At 45.9% G+C, this 21,170-nt stretch carries 12 protein-coding genes and 5 pseudogenes; 15 read left to right on the forward strand and 2 right to left on the reverse strand.

Annotated elements, in window-relative coordinates; translation table 11 throughout:
- Nucleotides 1–76: 76 nt before the first annotated feature.
- The 7 genes and pseudogenes from MNO13_RS09825 to MNO13_RS09855 all read left to right on the forward strand — a co-directional run.
- Nucleotides 77–1,531, forward strand: a pseudogene (locus MNO13_RS09825) (DUF2345 domain-containing protein); the annotation flags it as partial.
- Nucleotide 1,532: 1 nt separating this feature from the next.
- Nucleotides 1,533–2,612, forward strand: coding sequence for a phospholipase D-like domain-containing protein (locus tag MNO13_RS09830; RefSeq protein WP_241939913.1), 1,080 nt, complete (start codon nt 1,533–1,535; stop codon nt 2,610–2,612).
- Nucleotides 2,578–3,969 carry a phospholipase D-like domain-containing protein gene (locus MNO13_RS09835; protein ID WP_232887373.1) on the forward strand — a complete coding sequence of 464 codons (1,392 nt, stop codon included), beginning with the start codon at nt 2,578–2,580 and terminating at the stop codon, nt 3,967–3,969. The genes MNO13_RS09830 and MNO13_RS09835 overlap by 35 nt, the downstream gene beginning before the upstream one ends.
- Complete coding sequence (locus MNO13_RS09840; protein ID WP_241939914.1) at nt 3,966–5,150, forward strand: T6SS immunity protein Tli4 family protein; 1,185 nt, start codon at nt 3,966–3,968, stop codon at nt 5,148–5,150. The genes MNO13_RS09835 and MNO13_RS09840 overlap by 4 nt, the downstream gene beginning before the upstream one ends.
- Before the next feature lie 3 nt (nt 5,151–5,153).
- Nucleotides 5,154–5,543 (forward strand): annotated as a pseudogene (locus MNO13_RS09845) (contractile injection system protein, VgrG/Pvc8 family); the annotation flags it as partial.
- A 124-nt stretch (nt 5,544–5,667) separates the two neighbouring features.
- Nucleotides 5,668–6,252: a phospholipase D-like domain-containing protein gene (locus MNO13_RS24340; RefSeq protein ID WP_277881154.1), complete on the forward strand. Its 585-nt coding sequence runs from the start codon at nt 5,668–5,670 to the stop codon at nt 6,250–6,252.
- A gap of 125 nt (nt 6,253–6,377) precedes the next feature.
- A complete protein-coding gene (locus MNO13_RS09855) occupies nt 6,378–7,538 on the forward strand; it encodes a T6SS immunity protein Tli4 family protein (RefSeq protein WP_241939915.1) in 1,161 nt (386 codons plus the stop codon).
- 232 nt (nt 7,539–7,770) lie between these two features.
- On the opposite strand, the gene MNO13_RS09860 is transcribed toward MNO13_RS09855, so the two are convergent.
- Nucleotides 7,771–8,468, reverse strand: a protein-coding gene (locus MNO13_RS09860) for an IS1 family transposase (RefSeq protein ID WP_232887376.1) whose coding sequence is annotated in 2 segments (ribosomal slippage) — nt 7,771–8,219 and nt 8,219–8,468 — 699 coding nt in all. Because the reading frame shifts where the segments join, the coding sequence is not laid out codon by codon here.
- 67 nt (nt 8,469–8,535) lie between these two features.
- Between MNO13_RS09860 and MNO13_RS09865 the strand changes: the two genes are divergently transcribed.
- From MNO13_RS09865 to MNO13_RS09895, 7 genes and pseudogenes are all read left to right on the forward strand, one after another.
- Nucleotides 8,536–9,393 carry a hypothetical protein gene (locus MNO13_RS09865; RefSeq protein WP_232887377.1) on the forward strand — a complete coding sequence of 286 codons (858 nt, stop codon included), beginning with the start codon at nt 8,536–8,538 and terminating at the stop codon, nt 9,391–9,393.
- A 106-nt stretch (nt 9,394–9,499) separates the two neighbouring features.
- Nucleotides 9,500–10,534: pseudogene (locus tag MNO13_RS09870) on the forward strand (IS110 family RNA-guided transposase).
- A gap of 302 nt (nt 10,535–10,836) precedes the next feature.
- Nucleotides 10,837–11,040, forward strand: a pseudogene (locus tag MNO13_RS09875) (transposase); the annotation flags it as partial.
- Nucleotides 11,041–11,525: 485 nt separating this feature from the next.
- Nucleotides 11,526–12,398, forward strand: a complete 873-nt coding sequence (locus MNO13_RS09880; protein ID WP_241939916.1) for a hypothetical protein — start codon at nt 11,526–11,528, stop codon at nt 12,396–12,398.
- 78 nt (nt 12,399–12,476) lie between these two features.
- Nucleotides 12,477–13,165 (forward strand): annotated as a pseudogene (locus MNO13_RS09885) (IS1 family transposase).
- A 161-nt stretch (nt 13,166–13,326) separates the two neighbouring features.
- Nucleotides 13,327–13,776, forward strand: coding sequence for a type VI secretion system baseplate subunit TssE (gene tssE, locus MNO13_RS09890; protein ID WP_241939917.1), 450 nt, complete (start codon nt 13,327–13,329; stop codon nt 13,774–13,776).
- 91 nt (nt 13,777–13,867) lie between these two features.
- Entirely contained in the window at nt 13,868–15,169 is a 1,302-nt protein-coding gene (locus MNO13_RS09895) for a VasL domain-containing protein (protein ID WP_241939918.1), read from the forward strand.
- Nucleotides 15,170–15,509: 340 nt separating this feature from the next.
- Here the strand turns inward: MNO13_RS09895 and MNO13_RS09900 are convergent, their stop codons facing one another.
- Nucleotides 15,510–19,544 (reverse strand): NACHT domain-containing protein, encoded by a 4,035-nt coding sequence (locus MNO13_RS09900; RefSeq protein WP_241939919.1) that lies wholly within the window; start codon nt 19,542–19,544, stop codon nt 15,510–15,512.
- Between the two features lie 528 nt (nt 19,545–20,072).
- On the opposite strand from MNO13_RS09900, the gene MNO13_RS09905 reads away from it, so the two are divergent.
- The gene (locus MNO13_RS09905; RefSeq protein WP_241939920.1) at nt 20,073–21,017 is read left to right on the forward strand and encodes an ArdC family protein; all 945 of its coding nucleotides are present in this window, start codon (nt 20,073–20,075) and stop codon (nt 21,015–21,017) included.
- Nucleotides 21,018–21,170 lie beyond the last annotated feature (153 nt).

Raw genomic sequence — 21,170 nt, forward strand, 5'->3', positions numbered from 1 at the left:
AGTACGCCACCTTCCGGATGCGCAGTGGCAAAACGGTGCATGGCATCATGACCCGCCAGGAATGGCTGTCGACCTCGGCTGGCATACGCCGCTCACCGACGGTACCGAAGTGGCGATAGCCTACAGCAACGGCGACGTCGACCTGCCGTATATCGCTCATGCGATGCACGACTCAGAACACCCGGACCACGTTAACCGCGACAACCACACCCGCAACGTTCTCAGAACGCCTGCGAACAACAAGCTGCGGATGGAAGACCAGCGCGGCGAAGAACATATCAAGCTCGCCACGGAATACGGCAAAACCCAGCTCAACACCGGCCATCTGGTGGATGCGCAGGGAAAACCCCGAGGTAAAGGCACCGAGCTGCGCACCGATGAACGCGTCACCATCCGCGCCGGAAAAGGGTTGTTTGTCAGTGCGGACAAGCAGGACAAAGCCCGGGGTGAGGTGCTGGATATGGACGCGGCACTTAAGGAAATCGACCAGTTAAACCAGCAACTGCAACAGCTTGAAATGGCGGCAGAGCAGGCAGAAGCCCTGAAAGCTGATATTGACAGCCAGATACGGATGTTTGAACAACGGCTGAAACCGCTTAACGACGCGGTGCTGTTCTCCACCCCGCAAGGGATGGCATTCACCAGCGGTGAACACCTGCAAATGACCGCCACGAAAAACGTCTCGATAAATGCCGGTGGCGACATCAGCGCTGGCGTGATGGGCAATATGACCGCGCTTGCCGGGGAGAAACTGGGGCTCTTTGCCCGCACCGGGCAGCTAAGCCTGAAAGCGGGAGAAGGCCCGATAGAGATGCAGGCCCAGAACGCCAGCATGCGGCTGTTTGCAGAGAAGAAACTCACCCTGACCTCAGAAAGTGATATCTCGTTTGCCGGGAAAAAGCGCATCACGCTGATGGGTGGTGGCAGTTACCTGAAGCTGGAAGCAGGGAAGGTGGAGTACGGCACGACGGCAACATATATGCGTAAGGTGAAAAGGACGATGCTTGCGGGGCCTGCGACATTGCCGCTGAATTTACCAAAGATGCCACTGGCAAATCTCCTTTCTTCTCAACCTGTCAGTCAGAACCTGAAACCGGTGCTCCGTTTGTCTGATGCGCCAGGCACCAACGGGCTTGCACAATCGGTCCGGCAGTGGCAAATCGTGGAGGCCGACTCTTACATGCAGGCTATCACGACGGATGATGTTCTGATGAACGGACAGACGGATGACGCCGGGAATGTGCTCCAGTCTGAAGCGCAACAGGAGCAACTGACAGCACTGGCCTCACAATATTCGTCCCGCTTATGGATAGTGGCAGGTCACCGTGCTCATCGCTTGTATTTCAATAGGATAACCGCAGATGCCAGTGAGAGTTCAAAGGACTTCTGTGCACAGGATGCGATGGGATTTCATCGTATGTTTAATTCTGTCTGCGACAGGGTTCAGCCAGGCGAAAAGCTGACGGAATGTATCCAGAGCGAGCAACAGGTTAAGGGGTCAATGCTCGCATCACTCAGGGAGGAAAAGTAAGATGGCATCACAAAAACTTGATGATGGTATGAATCAGAGCAGCGTATATTTTGACGATAAAAGCGATGAGAGTTATACCGCCTCAGTCACTCACAGTCACTGGGTGCATTACACCAGTGGCCCGGAGCGTCAGTCAGAAAACTTTGCTGAGTATACCGAAGGAAATGCCGTACAGGCGTTTCTGGGTGGAAAGGCATATTTCGCCGCGTTACTGGCAGCCTTTAAACAGGCCACGAAATGTATTTACATTACCGGCTGGCAGGTGAACTGGGATGCGCAACTGGCGGAAGGGGTTCGTTTGGTGGATGCCCTGCTGGAAGCGGTGCAGGCATCACCAGAGCTACATGTTTACATCATGCCGTGGAAGAATCCGTCACAGGTAGAAACCTGGTCTGCTGCTACGGAGCAGGTGTTCGCGGCGATGAACACCCACCTGAAACGCAAGGCCTTTTATGTCCAGCGTGCCGGTTCTAAATCCGGAATGATGTTTTCACACCACCAGAAATGCGTAATTGTGGATGAAAGGCTGGCATTTGTCGGGGGGATTGACCTGGCCTATGGGCGTTATGATGATAACTATGGCCTGCTGGCAAATGCAGACGGGCGGCAGGGGATGAACATGTACAACTCATGCATCCCCCCTATTGCCCGGGGCAGTAGTTATAACCCGATGGAAGAATATGTCATCCCGGCAGGGAGTTACCATCGGGATAACCAGCGAGATGAACGGCAGAAGGCAGAACGTCGGCAGGAAGACAGCGTACAGCATGTTATTGATGCCGTGTTGAAACATCAACTTTGGCAGTCAACCGATACGGCAAAGAACAGTTTGTATCTCGACCCGATGGTTCAGCCCCGGATGCCGTGGCAGGATTATCATATGCAGATTGAAGGCCCTGCGGTTTATGACCTGGTGCGCAACTTTGTGTTTCGCTGGAACAGCTATGGTCATCCTTACCCAAACAGCCCGTTGAAAACACCTGTTCCTGAACTGGACATATCCGCCGCGCCATCAGAAAAAAAAAGGCAGTTGTCAGGTACAGGTATTGCGCAGCGCGTCGCTGGCTATGCGCCAGGATGAGCATAAGTGCATGCCGGATGTCGCACCAAAAGCCAGGCTGAAGCAGGATGATGTTTTGCGCAGTGTGCATCTGCTTATCAGTAAGTCAGAGCATTTTATCTATATTGAAAATCAGTTCTTTGTGTCAGCGTTCGGTGTGTCGTCTGTTGTGGGCAATAAGAAGCTAAGTCCCGCAGCTGACAGCATCAATCAGCCGATCAATGCGTGGGCCACCCGGATACTCCCTGATGATGAGTCCCCGCAAAACCCGGTGGCCGAATGGCTGGGTGAGCGAATAAAACGCGCGATATTCAGCCAGATGCCACAGCCCTACCACGTGTATATTGTGCTGCCGGTTAATCCGGAAGGCAGGCTGGACGACCCGACGATTGTGGCGCAAATCCATCTGACCCGGCAGTCACTGGTCTTTGGAACAGACAGTCTGCTCAACCGTATTCGCCGCAGCTTGTGGGTGAAACAGCAGCTTGAGGCGCAGTCGGTGCCGCGCCGGGAATGGCACAGGCGCATCCCGGAACTGGAGCAGACGTGTGGTGAGTTATACCGGGATATTGAATTCTCTGAGTGTGACCCGTATGTCACGCTGCTGAATTTTCGCGACCATGCTGAGCTCAATGGCAGGCCGGTCACGGAAATGATTTACGTGCACAGTAAGCTGATGATTGTCGATGACCGTTATGTGCTGGTCGGCAGCGCGAATATCAATGACCGCAGCCTGCTGGGTGACAGGGACTCCGAACTGGCGGTACTGATATCCGACACCGCCCACGGTTATACCGACCTGGATGGCAGTGGCACTGCCGCCCCCACCCGTAATTTTGCGCGTGAACTGCGCCAGAATGCCTGGCGTAAATGGCTGGGCAGCGCGGCAGGTGAATGTGCCGAGGCGCTGGATAAACCGGCGCTGAAAGCCGGGTGGGAGAAGATACAGGCGCTGGCCAGGGATAATGCAGGAGTCTACGAGAAGGTATTTAATTTTATTCCCAGAGACGATTATCAACCTGACGAAAATAATCAGAATGATGCAGGTGTGAAAAGTAAAAGAGTGAATAAGAAAAGATGGACATCCCTCTGGCCCGTTATGGAGTCTAATTCGATACCAACACCTGGCGATGCGAAACAGATGCCATTTTCAGAAGGATTCTGGGGAACAGATAAAATAATTCAGCGTGGGAGCGGTAATAAAATGAAGAATGTTAAGGGGTATTTTACTGCATTGCCGGTTCACTGGACCGAAGGCGAGAATAACCTGAATCCGTATAATATGCGCCTGATTACTGATAATAACGAACCCGATAATCCTGATATTCAGATTGCTGATAATCCGGATGAAAGCAATACTAGTGGAGCATTGTCATGAAAACCCTATCTACAACTGTTTTATCTGCCTGCCTGATGTTTTCATATAATGCTTTCGGTCAGGAATGGAAAAATGAGTGTGTCGGGTATTATCAGCTTCAGTTGCCCGCAGGGCTGGAAGTGGCATTATACCCGATTGAGGATTTTGTTAATCCAGATAAACGGCCGGAAAGTGCTAATGGTATAAAGGTCCAGCTCTACGGGGTTCCAGAAATAACATTCAGAAAGAATTATGATTTAAAAGACATTGATGCCGTGCAGGCGCAGTTTACTGAATTCTATTACGGGAACTATGAATTGGGTATCTCGACTGAAGGCAAAGAGCCCATTGACTGGTCCGCTTATAGAAAAAGAGAGGAAGGTGACCGGGATTTTGCAGCATTTGTCGCCAGGGAATATGAGTTGCGTGATTTGCGTTTATTTGATGAACCCCTTACGCCGGAGGCTGAATTTAAAAGGAAACATGGTTATCTGACAAAGGAATATCCCGATGCATTTTCAATATATACAAACAGAACTTACAGTGTCTTTATAAATAAAGATAATCGCCTGTATCATTTTTGGAAAGAAAGTAAGAAAGATACCAGTGATAAATCACCGACAGCAGAAAAACAACTGCGGGATAATGAACCTGAAGTTCTGTCATTACTTAATCGCTTCAGGGCCCGCAAGCTTTATGAAGTGCCCACTGAACAGGGATTCTGCTTACCATATGGATTTATAGTCGGGGATTCCGGGCATGAAAAACGCAATATGGCTGTCACTTACCGTCTGAAAGACCATCCTGAAGTAAGCATATTTTTCCAGGATTCGGGGACAAATCCCGGGCCTGGCAAGCAACGACCGGATGATAAAAAGAGCGCCAAAGATTATGTAACCTATTTATGGAATGTGGAATATGGACATTCATTCCGGGATATTAAACTATTTGGCAAAGGCTTTAGTTCACCCACAATAGATAATCGTAAAGGTACTGCCGCTTTTGCAAAATTCACGCGGTACGGAAAAGAAGTTGATTATGGCTATGTTGCGTATGTTAAAAGCGGTGCTGATGATAATGAGCCAGGATTATTATTTTACGTTATACGTGACAGTCGTCAGGCCAAAAATCAGCCATCAATGGACAAAGATGAACTGGAAAAACTGGCCGAGCATATTGTCAGCTCAGTGAAGCGGCGATAATTCATCAGATTTGTTGTTGCGGTGCCGGAAGTGGTGGAGCAGGTCTTGCGCCAGCACGGACTGGAAGGGCCGGATTTTGAGTTTCGCCTGGAGCTGACCTATCCACCGCGTGAAGTCATCACCCAGTGGCGGGAAACGGACCTGGCGTTTGTTCAGCGCATTCTGTCTGAAGTGGGGATTTACTGGCGCACGGAGATGGACAACACCCGTGAACTGGACATGTACATTTTTGCCGACAGCCAGCTGAATTATCAGTTTGATGTGCGCCTGCCGTACAGTGAACTTTCCGGCCTGTTCGATGGTGCAGCGGAATCGGTGTGGGACGTGCGCACCTGGCACCATCTGGTCACCGGTAGCATCGCCACCCGCGACTACAACTACCGTACCGGAGCTAGAGGGGGCGTGTGGTGATGAATATAAAAATATTGTCTGGGATGAATGCGATCCATATGTCACGCTTTTGAACCTGCGCGACCATACGCAGTTAAATGGTAAAGCAGTAACTGAGCAGATTTACGTGCACAGTAAACTGATGATTGTCGATGACCGCTACGTATTGGTGGGCAGTGCAAATATTAACGACCGTAGCCTGCTGGGTGACAGGGATTCTGAACTGGCGGTACTGATATCAGATACTGCCAACGGTTATACCGACCTGGATGGTACGGGTGTTGTCTCACCGTACCGTAATTTTGCACGAGAACTGCGGCAAAACGCCTGCCGTAAATGGCTGGGCAGCGCTGCGGGTGAGTGTTCGGAAGCGCTGGATAAACCAGCCCTGAAGGCCGGTTGGGAGAAAATCCAAGCGTTGGCGAAGAAAAATACCGAAGTCTACGACAAAGTATTTAAGTTTATTCCGAAAAATTATGTGGGGAATAATATTAATCATTCTGAAAAACCACGTTCTGTTTCTGATTCCACCAGTAAAATTGATGATAGGCGACCTGCATCAATCTGGCCGATTATAAAATCTGATACAATTTCCATCGATCAGGCAAAGAATATGCCGTTCACAGAAACATTCTGGCAGAATTATCAATATCAGGATAATGGTTCCTTACAAACAATTAAAGGCTACTTTGCAGCCTTGCCTGTGCATTGAACTGAAGGAGAGAATAACTTGATCCCATATAATATGCGACTGATTGCCAACAATGTTGCTCCAGAAAATAATGCGCAGCAACTGGAGGATCATCGGGGGAGTAATGGAGTTGAGGGAGACTGGTCATGAAAATACTACAGTTATCCGTATTGCTTGGTTGTTTGGTTTTTCCATATTGTGCTACTGCTCAGGAATGGAGAAGTGAGTGTGTCGGCTATTATCAGCTACAGTTGCCAGATAATCTGGAAGTGGCATTACTGCCGGTAGACTTGATCATAAATCCACGTAAAAATCCGGCATGGACAAAAAATGAGTTTGTTCGTCGCTACTTATTCCCAAAAATATCTTTTGGGAATAACCGATATCAGGATAACAACGATAGAACTCAGGCCCAATTCTCTGGGTTTTATTATAGTGATTATGAAATTGGGGTTTCTTCTGATAGTAAATCAGAGATCAATTTAGGTAATTATAAAAATAAATTTGAAGAAAGGGCTAATGATCATATACAGGACTACTGGGACGAAAGAAATTATGAATTATCACTGAAACTTCCCGTGCTGTCTAAAGAAATAGCCGAGCAATCGCTGATGTATAGTATAGATAACTATACTGATGCTTTTTCTTCCGCAGATTCAGGTGGTTATTCTTTATTCATAAATAAAAATAGACGGTTGTATATTTTTAATAAAACCAGTGAGGCGCAGTCACTTGCTGAACAACTGAAAATAAGCAAACCTGAAGTACTCTCACTGCTTAACCGGTTCCGCCCTCGTAAACTCTATGAAGTTCCCGCAGAACAGGGTTTCTGCATGCCCTATGGTTTTGTTGCCAGGGATTCCGGGCAAGAACCACGCAATATGGGCGTCACCTATCGTCTGAAAGACCATCCTGATGTGACGATATTTTTCCAGGACCTGGGGATGGAACCCAATGCAGGGAAAGAAAGTGAATTGAATGATAAGGATTATGTTACCTGGTTATGGAACTGGCAATACCAGTGGTCTGCTGTTTCCAAAGAATTGATAAGACCTAAGTGGCGTTCTATCAAAATGGGGGGTAAAGAAGGATTAGGGACATTTGCAAAATCGGTTTTTAAAAATGGCCGCACCGATTATGGTTATGTCGCTTATGTCCGGGGAAACCATAAAGCCAGAAATCTGGAACCTGATTTATTATTTTATGTCATGCAGGATAGTCGTCAGGCCAAAAATCAGCCACCCATGGATAAAGATGAACTAAAGAAAATGGCCGAACATATTATCAGCTCAGTAAAACGCAGGTAAGCAGAATGGCTGGGCGATAAGCTGCAATGAATTCGTCGCAGTCTGTGGGTAAAGCGGAAGCCTGAGGTAGAGTAATCGTAGTAGAAATGTTGCAGAGGGAGACTGGTCATGAAGGTATTGTTGTTATCTGTTTTACTTGGTTATCTGTTTTACTTGGTTGTCTGATTTGTCCCTATTATGCCAGCGCCCAGGAATGGAAAAATGGGTCGTGTATTCAATATGGTGAATAGCATTACAATACATAATGTTCACACTCGATAAATGTACCAATGATCTTGTCATGCATTTCTGTCGATTTTGAGTACCCCTGTGTCTTACGGTTTGGTCGTTTCAATCTGTTGCGAAGGTTCAGGTTTTCACGCTCAATATGTTGCGTGTAAAGCTTACCCGTAATATGTTTTTCATTCGGTAACACGTCATAAGCACTGAAATTATCTGTGCACCAGAAGGCCACATTAAAACCTGACAGCAACCCCAGTAACTGACGAAGCGTTTTCTTGCTCCGGCGACCAAAAGCATGGGCAATAATACGTTTGAGACGAGGTTCCCATGCGTACCACAGCCAGCGTTGCTTCTTTTTATTGCCGACAAATGACCACAGTTCATCCACTTCGCAAATGAGCTGAATTTGCAGATTACCCAGAGGAAGAAAGGTTACGTTTTGCGGCGAGAGTTTTTTAGTGTACGCACAACGGCATTAATGCTGATATTCAGTGCCCGAGCGGTGTCTCGGATACCGGCATTATTCATGACAAGATCAATAATTTGAGTCTTCATACCCTGTTGGCAGGCACGATACTCATATTCAAGTTGAAAGCTCCGGCAGCACGCCTGGCAGCGATAACGTTGATGTCCGGAACTCCCCTGTCCGTGTTTTTTTACCGGGGCTGTTTGCTTACAAACCGGACATTTTACATCAACCTTAGCCATCAGAATCCCATTGATAAAAACGATGAGTTTATCTGATGATCTCCGGATTGAATACACGAACAAAATTATGATTAAGCTTAATTATTTGAATGGGATTTTATTATCTATCTTTGTCACTGGAGTCAGTTACGCAGATGTCGTAATTAAATCTCCAGAGGGTAGTACTCTGACTTTTTCTAAGGAAAAAAAAGGAGAGCATTACGATAAAAATGCATGGGGAAAAATAATATTTTCTACTAATAGTTATTCAGTAGATCTCAGTCGTAGTGATCGATACTACACAGAAGATGGCACCTCTAAAGTATCGCCGTCCGGGAGATACCTGATCGTCATCAGCGTTTCTGGTGGGAATGTAGAGTACGGAGATGGCACCAGTAATTACTCAGATAAAGCTTATTGCAGTGTTATTGATATGACCAATGGTTGTATTGTTAGCGACTGGGATGGAGAGGCATGTGGGTATACCTGGGTTGGGAATGAAGATGTTTTGGCTAGTTCAGAGAATGCGGGTGCTAATAACTTTGATTTTAACTCAATGCGCCCTTCGATTAATAAAATAAAAAACAAACTATCCACAATAGATGCCAGGCGCGTTGGTAATATTCTTCGTTGCGACGTCCCATCCAAAGAAAATATAAACAGTTATCAGCAATTGGCAACTGAGAATGGAAAAACAAAAGAGATTGTACACGAATCTATCGCTAACTATTTGCATGGCGTTACAGAGGAGTCTTCAATAAAATCGAAGTCGAAATTATTTAAATCACCAATCGATGACAGTGAAACCAAGGGTTACCTGGTTTCAGGCGATAAAGTGAAAGTGATACAAGTTTCTTCTGATGGTAAATGGGTGAATGTTGGTTACATAAATCCAAAAGGAGTACCACTCATTACTTGGGTCAAGGCTGATACAGTAGCAGAATAACAAATTTGAATCGAAAAATAAGTGTAGTGATGTGATGGACGTCCCTCATTCAGCGTAAGTCCTGCCACACTTATGCAGAGTGTTCTTTTTTCAGAGGTACTGCATCATGAACTCAATAAAAGTCATCGGTATCGATCTGGCTAAATCTGTCTTTCAGGTCTGCGTCTGGATGAGCGACGGGAGCATTGCATTTAACCGTAAGGTTTCCCGGGTTAAACTGCTGGATACCCTTCGTCAGTTTCCTGCCGGTTCGATTATTGCAATGGAGGCTTGTGCTATTTCGCATTACTGGGGACGCACTTTTCAGTCAATGGGTTTTTTCATCCGACTCATCCCCACCTAACACGTAAAAGCATTCACACATCACCAAAAAAACGATGCCAATGATGCGCTGGCAATCTGTGAGACAGCGCTTCGCCCGGGTATTCATTTCGTTGCTGTCAAAACGGTTGAGCAGCAGGATATTAAGGCTCTTCGAAGCGCGCGTCAGTTGATGGTGGAGCAGCGTACTGCTCAGGCAAACCAGGCCAGGTCACTGGCAGCAGAACAAGGGATTGAGATCCCTGTTGGTATTCATATTTTACAGCAGCGACTACCCGATATTATTGAGGATGCAGAACAGTTAATTTCCCCTGTACTACGCCAGTTGCTGTTCTCGTTGCTCGAAAACATACACTCACTTAATGAGCGTATTCTTTCTGCAGAACACTGCCTTGCGGCTCTGTGCCAACAACAACCCAAATACAAAGTGCTGATGACAATACCGGATATTGGCCCACTTATTGCCGCTGCTTTTCTGAGTGAAGTGAATGCTGAACAGTTTACTAACGGGCGGCAATTATCCGCCTGGTGTGGTCTGGTTCCCAGACAACGTAGCTCCGGTGGGAAAAGCAGCCTCTCATCCATGACCAGGAACGGCAATCGTGACCTCAGGACGCTGATTATTCATGGTGCCCGTTCTGTTATGCACTGGGCTCATAAGCGAGATGATGCATTAGTTATATGACTGAAGCGCCTTACTGACCGAAGGGGCAAAATGAAAGCCACGGTCGTACTGGCCAATAAACTGACACGCATCGTCTGGCGGCTACTGACTGAATCAACAAGTTTTAACATCAACAGGGCTTTCGCTATGAGTTGACCACTGTTGTGCCTGAGCAATAGCATTCCTCCTGCGTTTGCAGGTACTGATGAGAGAACGGTAAACCGACCCTGTAATAGCCTGAACTGTGCCGTGGTAGTGACATACCGATGTAGTGATAAGGAAACAGGGTGTGGATGACATCATGGCGCGGGTCATTAGATCCACCAACGACGCCGGATATATGGCAGCAAACCGTATCAACTCAGGACTTGCACAACACGGGACGTCCATGTATGGCATAGTTAATTTGGCCACTTGATTGGAGGTGATATCCTCTTCGCAATTCAAACAAGTGACTTATGAACCCGAAAACAAGACGAACCTTTTAAGCTGAATTCAAACTCGGATGTGCTCAGTTGATCCTTGATAAAAGCTATTCCTACCGTGCGGCGAGTGAAGCCATGAACGTCAGCTCATCTGCGCTCGAATCCTGGGTTAAGCAACTCCGACAGGAGCGTAATGGAATGACTCCTGCTGCTGCTCCATTGACTGCGGAAAAACAGCATAAATTTTTATTAACTATACAGTGAATGGTATTACGGAAAAGACGACCCACTGTGGGCAACGTATCTGGATTCACTAATTAACGATGCGCCGCAGTGGAAAACTTACCTGGAAACCTTTATCGGTAAATGACGTTGATTAAGAAAGTTGACAACTTGGTACCAGACCAGTGGCTTATGCATATCGGTGGTATTTTGGGATGCGTTTATTCAAGAATCAAAAATCACACAAGAGATGCTCAGGCAAATTTTAACTGACTCGGTTAAAGTACCTGATGCATTATTAGGTGTTGTAGAGGTAGAACTGAATGATGGTTTTGAACAGTACAGGATTAAAACGAGAAATCGATTAAATCACATCCTGGTCCAGGTTTTTCTAAAGTTGGGCTGGAATTTGATCTTAACCATAATTGTAAACAAACATGATGACCACAATGCTGACCGGTTTAATAATTTAGAAATGTTATTATACGAAGGGATGTTTAATGAAGTATTTTAGTTTCGTGATTCTGTTTTTTATAACCATGAATGTCTATGCGATCGACTTTGAGTTAAAAGCCGGAGATGATGATCTGGATGGGACAAAATACTACACACTTGTTGTTAAAAATGATATTGGAAGAAAAAATATTGATGTTGCCTTAGAGGGGAACGCCAATACTGCAAAAATCAGAGAGCACTTGGTACTCACTTGCAAATGGGGGGCGGTTGAAGGCGTTAAGGTTGGGATGACTTCACTAACCAATGACGGGGGAATGGTTGTCGATTCATATTATTTTTTTGATGAACAGTTGAATAATATCCTCTCCAAATCTTATGCTGTAATGAATGAAAAAAAATCTTATACACCACTTTCACTTAACCACTCAGTTTGCATACGCAATGGGAAAAGTATTAAAAAAGATACGAGAACTGGCAAGGATTATATTCAAGATTATGAAGTTATCGCTGATGGACCATTTGCTCTAAAAGGTGTTCCGAATGTAATTGTGAAATATGTTACTGATAATGGATTGAATTTTATTAAAGAAAGCAAAACAGGGGGTGTTATTGTAGATGTTTATAAAAACAAAGGTAATATGTCTCCAGTTAATTCCTCAGTATTCTTTATGAATATCGCTTCCAGGCGGAATATTGTAAATTTGATATCATGGGGGAGGGCAACTAATTCTAATGAAATGATTTGCTATAAGATCTATGCATATGTATACGATACTGAAGGGAAACTTTCACAAAATGCCTCTGTAGCCAATGATATGAATTTATCTGGATGTGAAGGCGGGGGCAAAAAATTCAGCTATACAAATGCGCTAGCAATAAAATCATATATCAATAAAACATATGGCGTTAATAATTAATGTGGAGACCAAAAGTGGGTCGTGTATTCAATCCGGAGATCATCAGATAAACTCATCGTTTTTATCAAAGGGATTCTGATGGCTAAGGTTGATGTAAAATGTCCGTTTTGTAAGCAAACAGCCCCGGTAAAAAAACACGGACAGGGGAGTTCCGGACATCAACGTTATCGCTGCCAGGCGTGCTGCCGGAGCTTTCAACTTGAATATGAGTACCGTGCCTGCCAACAGGGTATGAAGACTCAAATTATTGATCTTGCCATGAATAATGCCGGTATCCGCGACACCGCTCGGGCACTGAATATCAGCATTAATGCCGTTGTGCGTACACTAAAAAACTCTCGCCGCAAAACGTAACCTTTTTTCCTTTGGGTAATCTGCAAATTCAGCTCATTTGCGAAGTGGATGAAATGTGGTCATTTGTCGGCAATAAAAAGAAGCAACGCTGGCTGTGGTACGCATGGGAACCTCGTCTCAAACGTATTATTGCCCATGCTTTTGGTCGCCGGAGCAAGAAAACGCTTCGTCAGTTACTGGGGTTGCTGTCAGGTTTTAATGTGGCCTTCTGGTGCACAGATAATTTCAGTGCTTATGACGTGTTACCGAATGAAAAACATATTACGGGTAAGCTTTACACGCAACGTATTGAGCGTGAAAACCTGAACCTTCGCAACAGATTGTAACGACTAAACCGCAAGACACTGGGATACTCAAAATCGACAGAAATGCATGACAAGATCATTGGTACATTTAACGAGCGTGAACATTAAGTATTGTAATGCTATTCACCATAATGAATACACGACCAAGATTCATGGTCGCGAAGCGGTATTCTTATTGAGCTTAATAATGATAAATGGGAATTGGGGAATGAACCCTATACCATTCGCTGGTGATACATCGTAGATATATATTTTAATATGGAATGATCATGGACAGAAAATCCCCTTCGCTATACGAAATTCTTACCGGCAATTTCACCGGTGATTTACCCCTCGAACTGGCAAACGAGGAGGACCAGGTCATTTTATCCGTACTGGATAACATTCAACGGATACTAAATTCTCGCGCCGGTACTATCTCCCATTTACCAGATTTCGGTTTACCGGATATGACTAAAATCCTGCAAGGCATGCCCGGAACCGCCCATGAGCTGATAGATACACTTTCCGGCGTTTTACTGAAGTATGAGCCTCGTTTGCAGACGCTCAATGTCACACTGCTTGAACAGGAGGTGCCCGGAGAGTTGCGTTACGCCATCGATGCCGAGCTAAAAGGAGTTGGTCTTGTACGCTATGGAACCGAATTTATGCCTGAAGGAAAAGTGATGCTCAGGCATCTGAAACAGCAGCAGTATCTGGAAAAAAATCAGTTTATTTAACCTTTCACAACCTCGATCCACATTCGATACGGATTTCACCATGTTCCAGGCAACCGAACGCTATCTTAAGACGGGGGGAGATCCCCGCACAATGCCAGATTTTTCAGCGCTACGTGATGAACTCGCTAAGCTTTCCCATCCTGCCAGGCCAGATGTGAACTGGAAGTATGTTGAGAAACTGGCGCTAAATCTTTTCGATACTAATGGTGTCGAGCTTCAGACCGCGGCATGGTACACCCTTGCCAGAACCCAACTAGCGGGTATTCATGGGTTTAACGAAGGCATGGCGATTCTGGATGCCCTGATCCGTTATCAGTGGTCAGCGATGTGGCCTGCATCTGCCCATGCCAGAATGGAGATACTCAGTAGCCTGAGTAAACGTCTTCAGCAGATATTCCGGACCCTGACATTCCAGAGAGCTGATTTACCCTCGCTGTACCAGAGCGAGATATTGCTGGGAACCACTGGCGAGGCGTTAAGGCGCCTGGAACTTAACAGTGCAGCCGGTACCGATGCTCTTCGTCAAATGCTGCAAAACACGGTAGTCAGACTTGAAAATAGCGATATCCCTTCGGGGGATGCCGAGGGGATTGGTTCTGAAGTCACTCTGCCAGCGAGAGCAGGGCATTATGCTACCGAAGAGAACAGCCCACGATGGGTATTTGTTGTCAATTCGCAGCCAGCGGTTGATGTGGAAGTCATACAAAAACCGGCTTCTCGATTCACACCCGGCAAAGCGTTCGTCACTGGTGTGTTAACCAGCGCAATATTGAGCCTGGTCGTATTTAAGTTCATACCGTCGATGCTCAACTCTCCACAGGAAGATGCGTTGGCGTCCTCACTTGCAGCTTTGCCTGTGACTTTGCCACTTCCCGTTATCGACCAACTACGCCTGGATTCACCTGCGTGGCTTAATAACAGTGAACCATACGCGAAGAAATTAGACGCACGCCTGGATGAACTCAGCACACTTCCACCTTACTGGCCGCTAAAATATGGAACCCAACTGGTAGAACAAACCCGTCATCTTTACCCTGGTTCAGAACTGGCACAGAAGGTGTCAGCGGCCTGGCAATCAAAGATGGCGGCGAATTCTTTGCCTGATGCCAGCATTTACGGATGGCATCAAGGATTCACTGAACTCCAGAAACTTCAGGACCGGCTTAACCAGCTCGATGAGAAGAAGGGGAAATACATGACGGTCAGCGAACTCAAAACCGCGGTGTTCTCTATTTCAAAGGCATTTAATGACAGCGTACCGGCTGAAGAGTTGATCCGGCAATTGCAAAACTCACCGGACAACCAGCCGCTGTCGCAGGATTTACTCAACCGAACAGACCTACAGCTTAGACAGTTGAACAATAGCTATATGTGGGTTACAGAACGGAAATGACCCAAAATATGGCAACCAAACAACGATAAATATTCGCAAGAGACAGAAAAGCAAAAAGCCCGCTTAGTTTCCTAAGCGGGCTTCTTAAATTTGGCTCCTCTGACTGGGATCGCCTTTGCCAGTAACTGGCTAATAAGTAAGCTAAACCTGAATCTGCTGCCTGTCAAGACCACCAGAATGACCACCAATTTTAGTTAATCTCTCGGTGGTAAATGCCTGCTATCACACCTGCGGTGATATCGGATATTTATGTTCGATGTAACAATACTGTTGAGTTCTTTTATAGTGTATTACTTAAAACACCCTCAAGAAATTCAAAGTAGGGGCTATGTTACTAATTCTAATGTTTACTCTGTCGAGAAACATCTAAAACGAAAACATCGATTAAACCACGGAGATCAACCGGTAACACTGCTTCAATACTGATTTTAAGTTCCTGAGCGGTTTTGATGCCGTGGAGCTTGCGGCCTGCAACGGTCTCACTCTCTCCAAACCATATAACAAGAAAAATACCCTGCTGCTCGGCATCTGGGTGGATAGAATAACGATCATAGAGTTGGGCTGACGCGGCCGAATATAACTCTCTGTGCCACTGGCCTTTGACTTCCGTAACAAGCAGCCGTCTTTTTCCACCAATCAACTTAGATGCCGTGAAGTCACTCCTGTTTTGACCTTTTAACTGATGCTCAGGTGTTATCGATATGCTCTGAGGTTCGAGTCTTAAATTGAGACGTTCAGCAATGATCTCCGTAGACTTTACCTCATCAAGGCGTTTATTTTTTTCATAGAAGCGATCTGCCGAGTTAAACTCCCCGCCATCAATCGCTTTCTGGAAATCATGAAGCTCCTGAAGAACTAACCGACGCAGGCTTTCAACAGTAACCACTGAATCACAATCCAGATGTTGGACTATTTCATCTGGCGTAGGTGGTTCAAAATCCCTGAGTGCTTTTTTCCTGAGCTGGCCAGCATATACACTTTGCAGCCCTTTGTGCTGGCTTGTGAAACGTGGATCGGTAAGAAGGCGACCCAGTACAGGTATTGCATTGTCAGGAATATCTGATTCAAGTGACCAAATTAAATCAGTTAAAAAGCGGTAGGCTTTTTCCTCTTCAGGGCTATCGCTGCCCCAATGACTTGGCAGTTCAACACGCGGCCATTGTTCAAAGAAAGCGTCTAAAATAGCTTCAACCTTAATTGATGTAAGTTCCGGCCAGGCACGGTGCTCACTTCGGTTCATGCGCCCAGAACGTTCATAAAAATGTAGTAAATTATCTTTGTCAGATTTTAGCCATGCCCAATAAGTAGCTGTAATGCTCTCGAGAAAGTAGAACTCCCGTACCAGCCAGAATATTCGCTTGCGTTCAAAATCCTCATCTTCTGTCGGATTGGGCCAGCCTGATATAATCTCTGAGCAACGCTCTGCAATAATCTCTTTTAAATCACCACGATCGCCATATTGAGCAGCAATTTCAAAAAGTGTATCTACTGACTTAAAAGATAAATCAGTAAAACGACGAAGCCATTCAATGGAAAGTTTAGCGCGTGAATGACGAAAGACCTCTTCTCCACTCAACATCCAGATTTCAGGATGAGGACATGGCTGAGCGAGTTGGGGTTCTACGTACTGTCGGAGATATTTTTCAGCATTTTCACTATCAGGAAAAATGAGGCGGTCGATTTCAGTCTGTAGCGCGTCACGTTCTTCCGCCGAAACTGAGTTGTATCCCATGTGAATGTTAGTTCTTAAGGCTGTAAGTAACTCAATATTGACACATTCAAGATTGCCTTCTGCACGTAGAATCTCCAGACAAGCTGCATATAAAATCATCACAGAATGTCTGCATTTTGATTTGCATTGCAGGGCCGCTAGTTCGTGAAGTGTGGGAACCTCGGAGGTAATAAAATCCAGACAATTTCGCAACGCAGTCCGAACCAGTTTCTCGTCACCAAATTCAGATTCAATTTTTTCCGGATTCATGAGCACGAGTTCTGCAAAACGCACCAGACAACCCCAGTGACGACCGCACTCTATAATATCTCTGTTTTCATTAACAAATTTTATGTTTTTGGCATGGATCTCTTGCTGCTTTCTGTCATGACGTTTCCTGCTTCGGCTATGTCTAAATCTCCAGACCTGATGATCCTGCGCGGATAATTGCATCGCATTGTTGTATCTGGCCCATTCGCGCATAAATGCGGGTTTGGAAAGGGCGTGCTGACGCATTTGCGTGCGTAAATCATCGGGAGCTTGCTCTTCCTTGTTTCTGTAGCGTTGGTGGCTGGTAAGAAAACTCGCCCACAGGTCTACATTATCTATTTTAAACGCCAGATTTAGGATAAATTTATAGTCATTCCTCCATAAATGGAGGCCTGAGTGTGAGTGCAGATGTCCGTCGAACTTTTCTACTCTTGTGTTGAATATTTCATTACGATCCGTTAGTGGCCCGAACACATGGGCAATGATCTCCTGACGAAGTGTGTCATTTTCCCGAAGCACCTGTACCGACCTACTTTGATCGGCTTGGCATTGGCGATGAAAATTGAGATTACCTATCCATTGCCAGATCCTCACAGGGTCAAACGGCGCTTGAGCTAATTCAAAATAGCGATCAGCCATTGAACCGACGATCTTGCTAATTCCATTGCGACAGTCACACTCATAGGATCTTTTCCCACAATGGCAATGAAGATTATTGGTTAATTCGTCTAGAAGAAGTTCAAGAGTATGCTGTGAAAAACAGGAAATAAGCTTTTTAATAAAATAACGAGAGCCAATGACCCTTTCAAATTGTTCTTTGTGATCGGGATAGAGGTTCGCACAGACGCGTAAGAATCCAGAGAGATATTTGTGATCAAATTTATCTGGTCCTGTAACTTCGATGATGTTAGCTGCAATATTGAGTGAAATATTACTGGCTTCAAAAATTAAAACGGCTAAAGCGCCAATAAAATCGTACTCTTTGACATTGAGTAAGCATTTGCTTGCTAAGGTACGAATGTGTTTAGACTCGTTGGGATTTAAGGTAAGCAGACTTAATTCAGACGTCAACTGACTGTTTACTGGTGAGTCTGTCAGAAGTTCTAAAATTAAATCACGTAAATGACCATCATTACCAATCGTTAAAAGAGGCTTTATTTCTTCAATAACATCTTGCGTGAAAAAATCAGCCGCGCTGAACCGACGCCAGAAATCGCTCCGACGAAAGTAAGGGTCTGCGGCTTCAATCTCTTTGAGTCGATGAAGAAGTTTTCGTTTCGATGAGCGTTCAAGCTGTGATGGATCGCCGTTTGCGAGAACTGCATAGGCGTCAAGCTCAATAATGGATTCCTGTACTGACTTGTTGCCTAATGCCGCCATCCATCCGAGCAGACCTCTCAACTCATCCCTGGCAGTACCATTCGGTGCAATGACAGGTAAGCACTTTGTTAAACTGAGAGTATCCCCTGGGTCGGCTATTCGTTTAATAAGATAATCTGCTGCGCAGTATTCAGCGACGATCTTATGAACCGGGCGGTGCTGGTCTTCCTTATCGCCGGGTTTGAAAAGCTGAGTTGACAATATGTCGTAACAGGCAGTACTGCCGCTAAATAACGCTGTCAGCATTGGATACATCCGGCTTGTAGTCACGTCGATGGTGCTGACTCCCTCTGCGCCCGACAACAGAAGTTTGGCATAAACCTCGGCAGAAAATGCGATCTTCTGTGCAACTGAAAGAGATATAGAGGCTTTCGGAATATCTGGATTGATTTCCTTAGCCAGTCGTTCGACCGCTAAAGCAAAGATTGAACGCTTGTCAGCAAATTGCCTGCCACTTTCTAAGTAGGCATCGGTGAACATTTTCAGAAACTGAGGGTTTGGTAACAACATTTCTAAACTAAACCGTGTTATTTCGGTCTGGAATGCAAAGAAGTCTTCTTCTGGTGCATGGTGCTTAAAGATGGCGTGTTGTTCGCTTTGATCGAATTCTCTCAGCCTCACAATCATAGGAGAGAAACCAAGAAATTTCTCAAAAATACTGGTAGAAGCCAGCCCCCATTCGCTTGACCTGCTTGACATGATTACGCGAGTCGGCTTTGATGTTCTGGCGAGTGCAAGGAGTTTATGAATACCTGATTGATCGATCCTAGCGACTTCATCAACGGCATCAATTACCAGTGGGCTATTTTCTTTATCTGCTCCCACGTAAGCAAATACGCTGGCATTTAAGACAGAAGTGTTCAACTTCTGAGCGATATTTTTCATCAGCTCTGTTTTCCCGCCACCGGGTTCTGCTAACACAACAATATGCGTTGATGCAGCCAGCAACTCTGTCTCTGTGTACGTCCTGTCACTGTGCGTAAAATTACGTTCAAGATAGAAGATTGAATTCATAGTTACAAAATGCTTCGCTTTGAATAGCCCAAATATTCCAGCAGAAAAGAACGCCGCGCCTGATTTTTCTTGCTTCTACCAGAGATAGTAAGGCATTTTTTCTTTATTGGGGGACTGTTTTATCAACTTCTGACCGCGTTATACAACTTATCGACATTCATCACATTTAGTAATCGTGATATGCAAGTGATCTTACCCATCAATAGTGGATTCGTGACTAATTGAGTGCATTTTAGGTGAGAAGGTCATACTGCCAAAGAAGGTCTGAGTTAATACCGCTATTTAAACCCCAAACCCATTTCGCCTTTGCTGCGTAAGAGGCGCTACGCCCGACTATGCAGGGGCAGTTTTTTCTCCCCAGTGATTTCCGTTCCCGTATCAGCTTCCGGCTAATCGTTTCCCAACACAACCCGTCCCGCAAGGGTAAATGGCACGCATTCTGCGCCCTTGCGTGCCGGAACGATGTCGGGAAAACGAACCGTCAGGCGATACGAAGACGAAAATCACACCACTGACGGAGAAAAAACCATGACGATTTCCCAGCATACCCAGACTAGCTCACCTAACGCCGCAACGGCGACCAGCGTATCCCCGCTGGAGCAGTCAGGCTCCTCAAAAACGAAATTTTCCAAAAATAGAACCGATATTTATCAGTCAGTTACTGACAGTATCATTGCGGCACTGGAAGCCGGAGTTAAGCCGTGGTCTTGCCCGTGGCAGCGCGTACCGGGCATGTCAGGATTACCTTCAAATTATGCGACTGGCGCTGCATACAGCGGGATGAATATCATGTTGTTGTGGAGCTGTGCGTCAGAACAGGGATTCAATGATTCACGCTGGATGACCTACAAACAGGCGCAAGCGGAAGGCGGGCAGGTGCGTAAAGGGGAACATGGCACTACCGCCATTTTCTCTACCACACTGGAAAAGGAAAATGACGACGGAGAAACTGACTTTATCCCGATGCTGAAGACGTTCACCGTGTTTAATGTTGAGCAAATTGATGGTTTGCATCTGAGTGACGAAGTAGTTTGCCCGGCAGAGACCTTTGAGCCCTTACCGCGTGCGGAAGCGCTTTTCCGTAACAGTGGTGCAACCATCATCGAGAAGGGACAGAATGCCTTTTTTGCACCATCAACTGACGAAATCCGCTTACCGGAACGGTATCTTTTTGCCGACGCGGCCAATTTCTACGCTACGGGCCTGCATGAGCTGGTTCACTGGAGCGGGGCAAAAAGTCGGCTGAAGCGTGAAATGAAAGGGAAGTTTGGCAGTGAGGGATATGCGTTTGAGGAGTTGATCGCCGAACTGGGAAGCGCGTTCCTGATGGCGGACCTGGGGATTGTCGGAGAGGTTCAGCATGAAAGCTATATCGCTTCCTGGCTGAAAGCACTGAAGAACGACAAACGCTATATTTTCAAGGCCGCCAGCGCGGCATCCAAAGCGCATCGTTATTTGATGGATAAAGCCTGAGGGAAGAGGGAAAGAAGCCACAAAAGAATGTGGCTTTAATCTTATAGGTAAGTGGGCAGAGTAAAGCTTGTTTCAGGGGGTATAATTCCCCCTGAGAATTTTCCTGGTGCTTGATGCCAGGAAAATTCTCAGGCTGCAGGGCGGGAGGCAAAG

Source organism: Buttiauxella ferragutiae, from assembly GCF_022637515.1.
Taxonomy (GTDB): domain Bacteria; phylum Pseudomonadota; class Gammaproteobacteria; order Enterobacterales; family Enterobacteriaceae; genus Buttiauxella; species Buttiauxella ferragutiae.

What these genes read in the sequence shown, in the direction of transcription:
- MNO13_RS09830 (WP_241939913.1), top strand. Translation starts at nt 1,533, where the DNA reads ATGGCATCACAAAAACTTGATGATGGTATGAATCAGAGCAGCGTATAT.
- MNO13_RS09840 (WP_241939914.1), top strand. Translation starts at nt 3,966, where the DNA reads ATGAAAACCCTATCTACAACTGTTTTATCTGCCTGCCTGATGTTTTCA.
- MNO13_RS09855 (WP_241939915.1), top strand. Translation starts at nt 6,378, where the DNA reads ATGAAAATACTACAGTTATCCGTATTGCTTGGTTGTTTGGTTTTTCCA.
- MNO13_RS09865 (WP_232887377.1), top strand. Translation starts at nt 8,536, where the DNA reads ATGATTAAGCTTAATTATTTGAATGGGATTTTATTATCTATCTTTGTC.
- MNO13_RS09880 (WP_241939916.1), top strand. Translation starts at nt 11,526, where the DNA reads ATGAAGTATTTTAGTTTCGTGATTCTGTTTTTTATAACCATGAATGTC.
- tssE (WP_241939917.1), top strand. Translation starts at nt 13,327, where the DNA reads ATGGACAGAAAATCCCCTTCGCTATACGAAATTCTTACCGGCAATTTC.
- MNO13_RS09895 (WP_241939918.1), top strand. Translation starts at nt 13,868, where the DNA reads ATGCCAGATTTTTCAGCGCTACGTGATGAACTCGCTAAGCTTTCCCAT.
- MNO13_RS09900 (WP_241939919.1), bottom strand. Translation starts at nt 19,544, where the DNA reads ATGAATTCAATCTTCTATCTTGAACGTAATTTTACGCACAGTGACAGG.
- MNO13_RS09905 (WP_241939920.1), top strand. Translation starts at nt 20,073, where the DNA reads ATGACGATTTCCCAGCATACCCAGACTAGCTCACCTAACGCCGCAACG.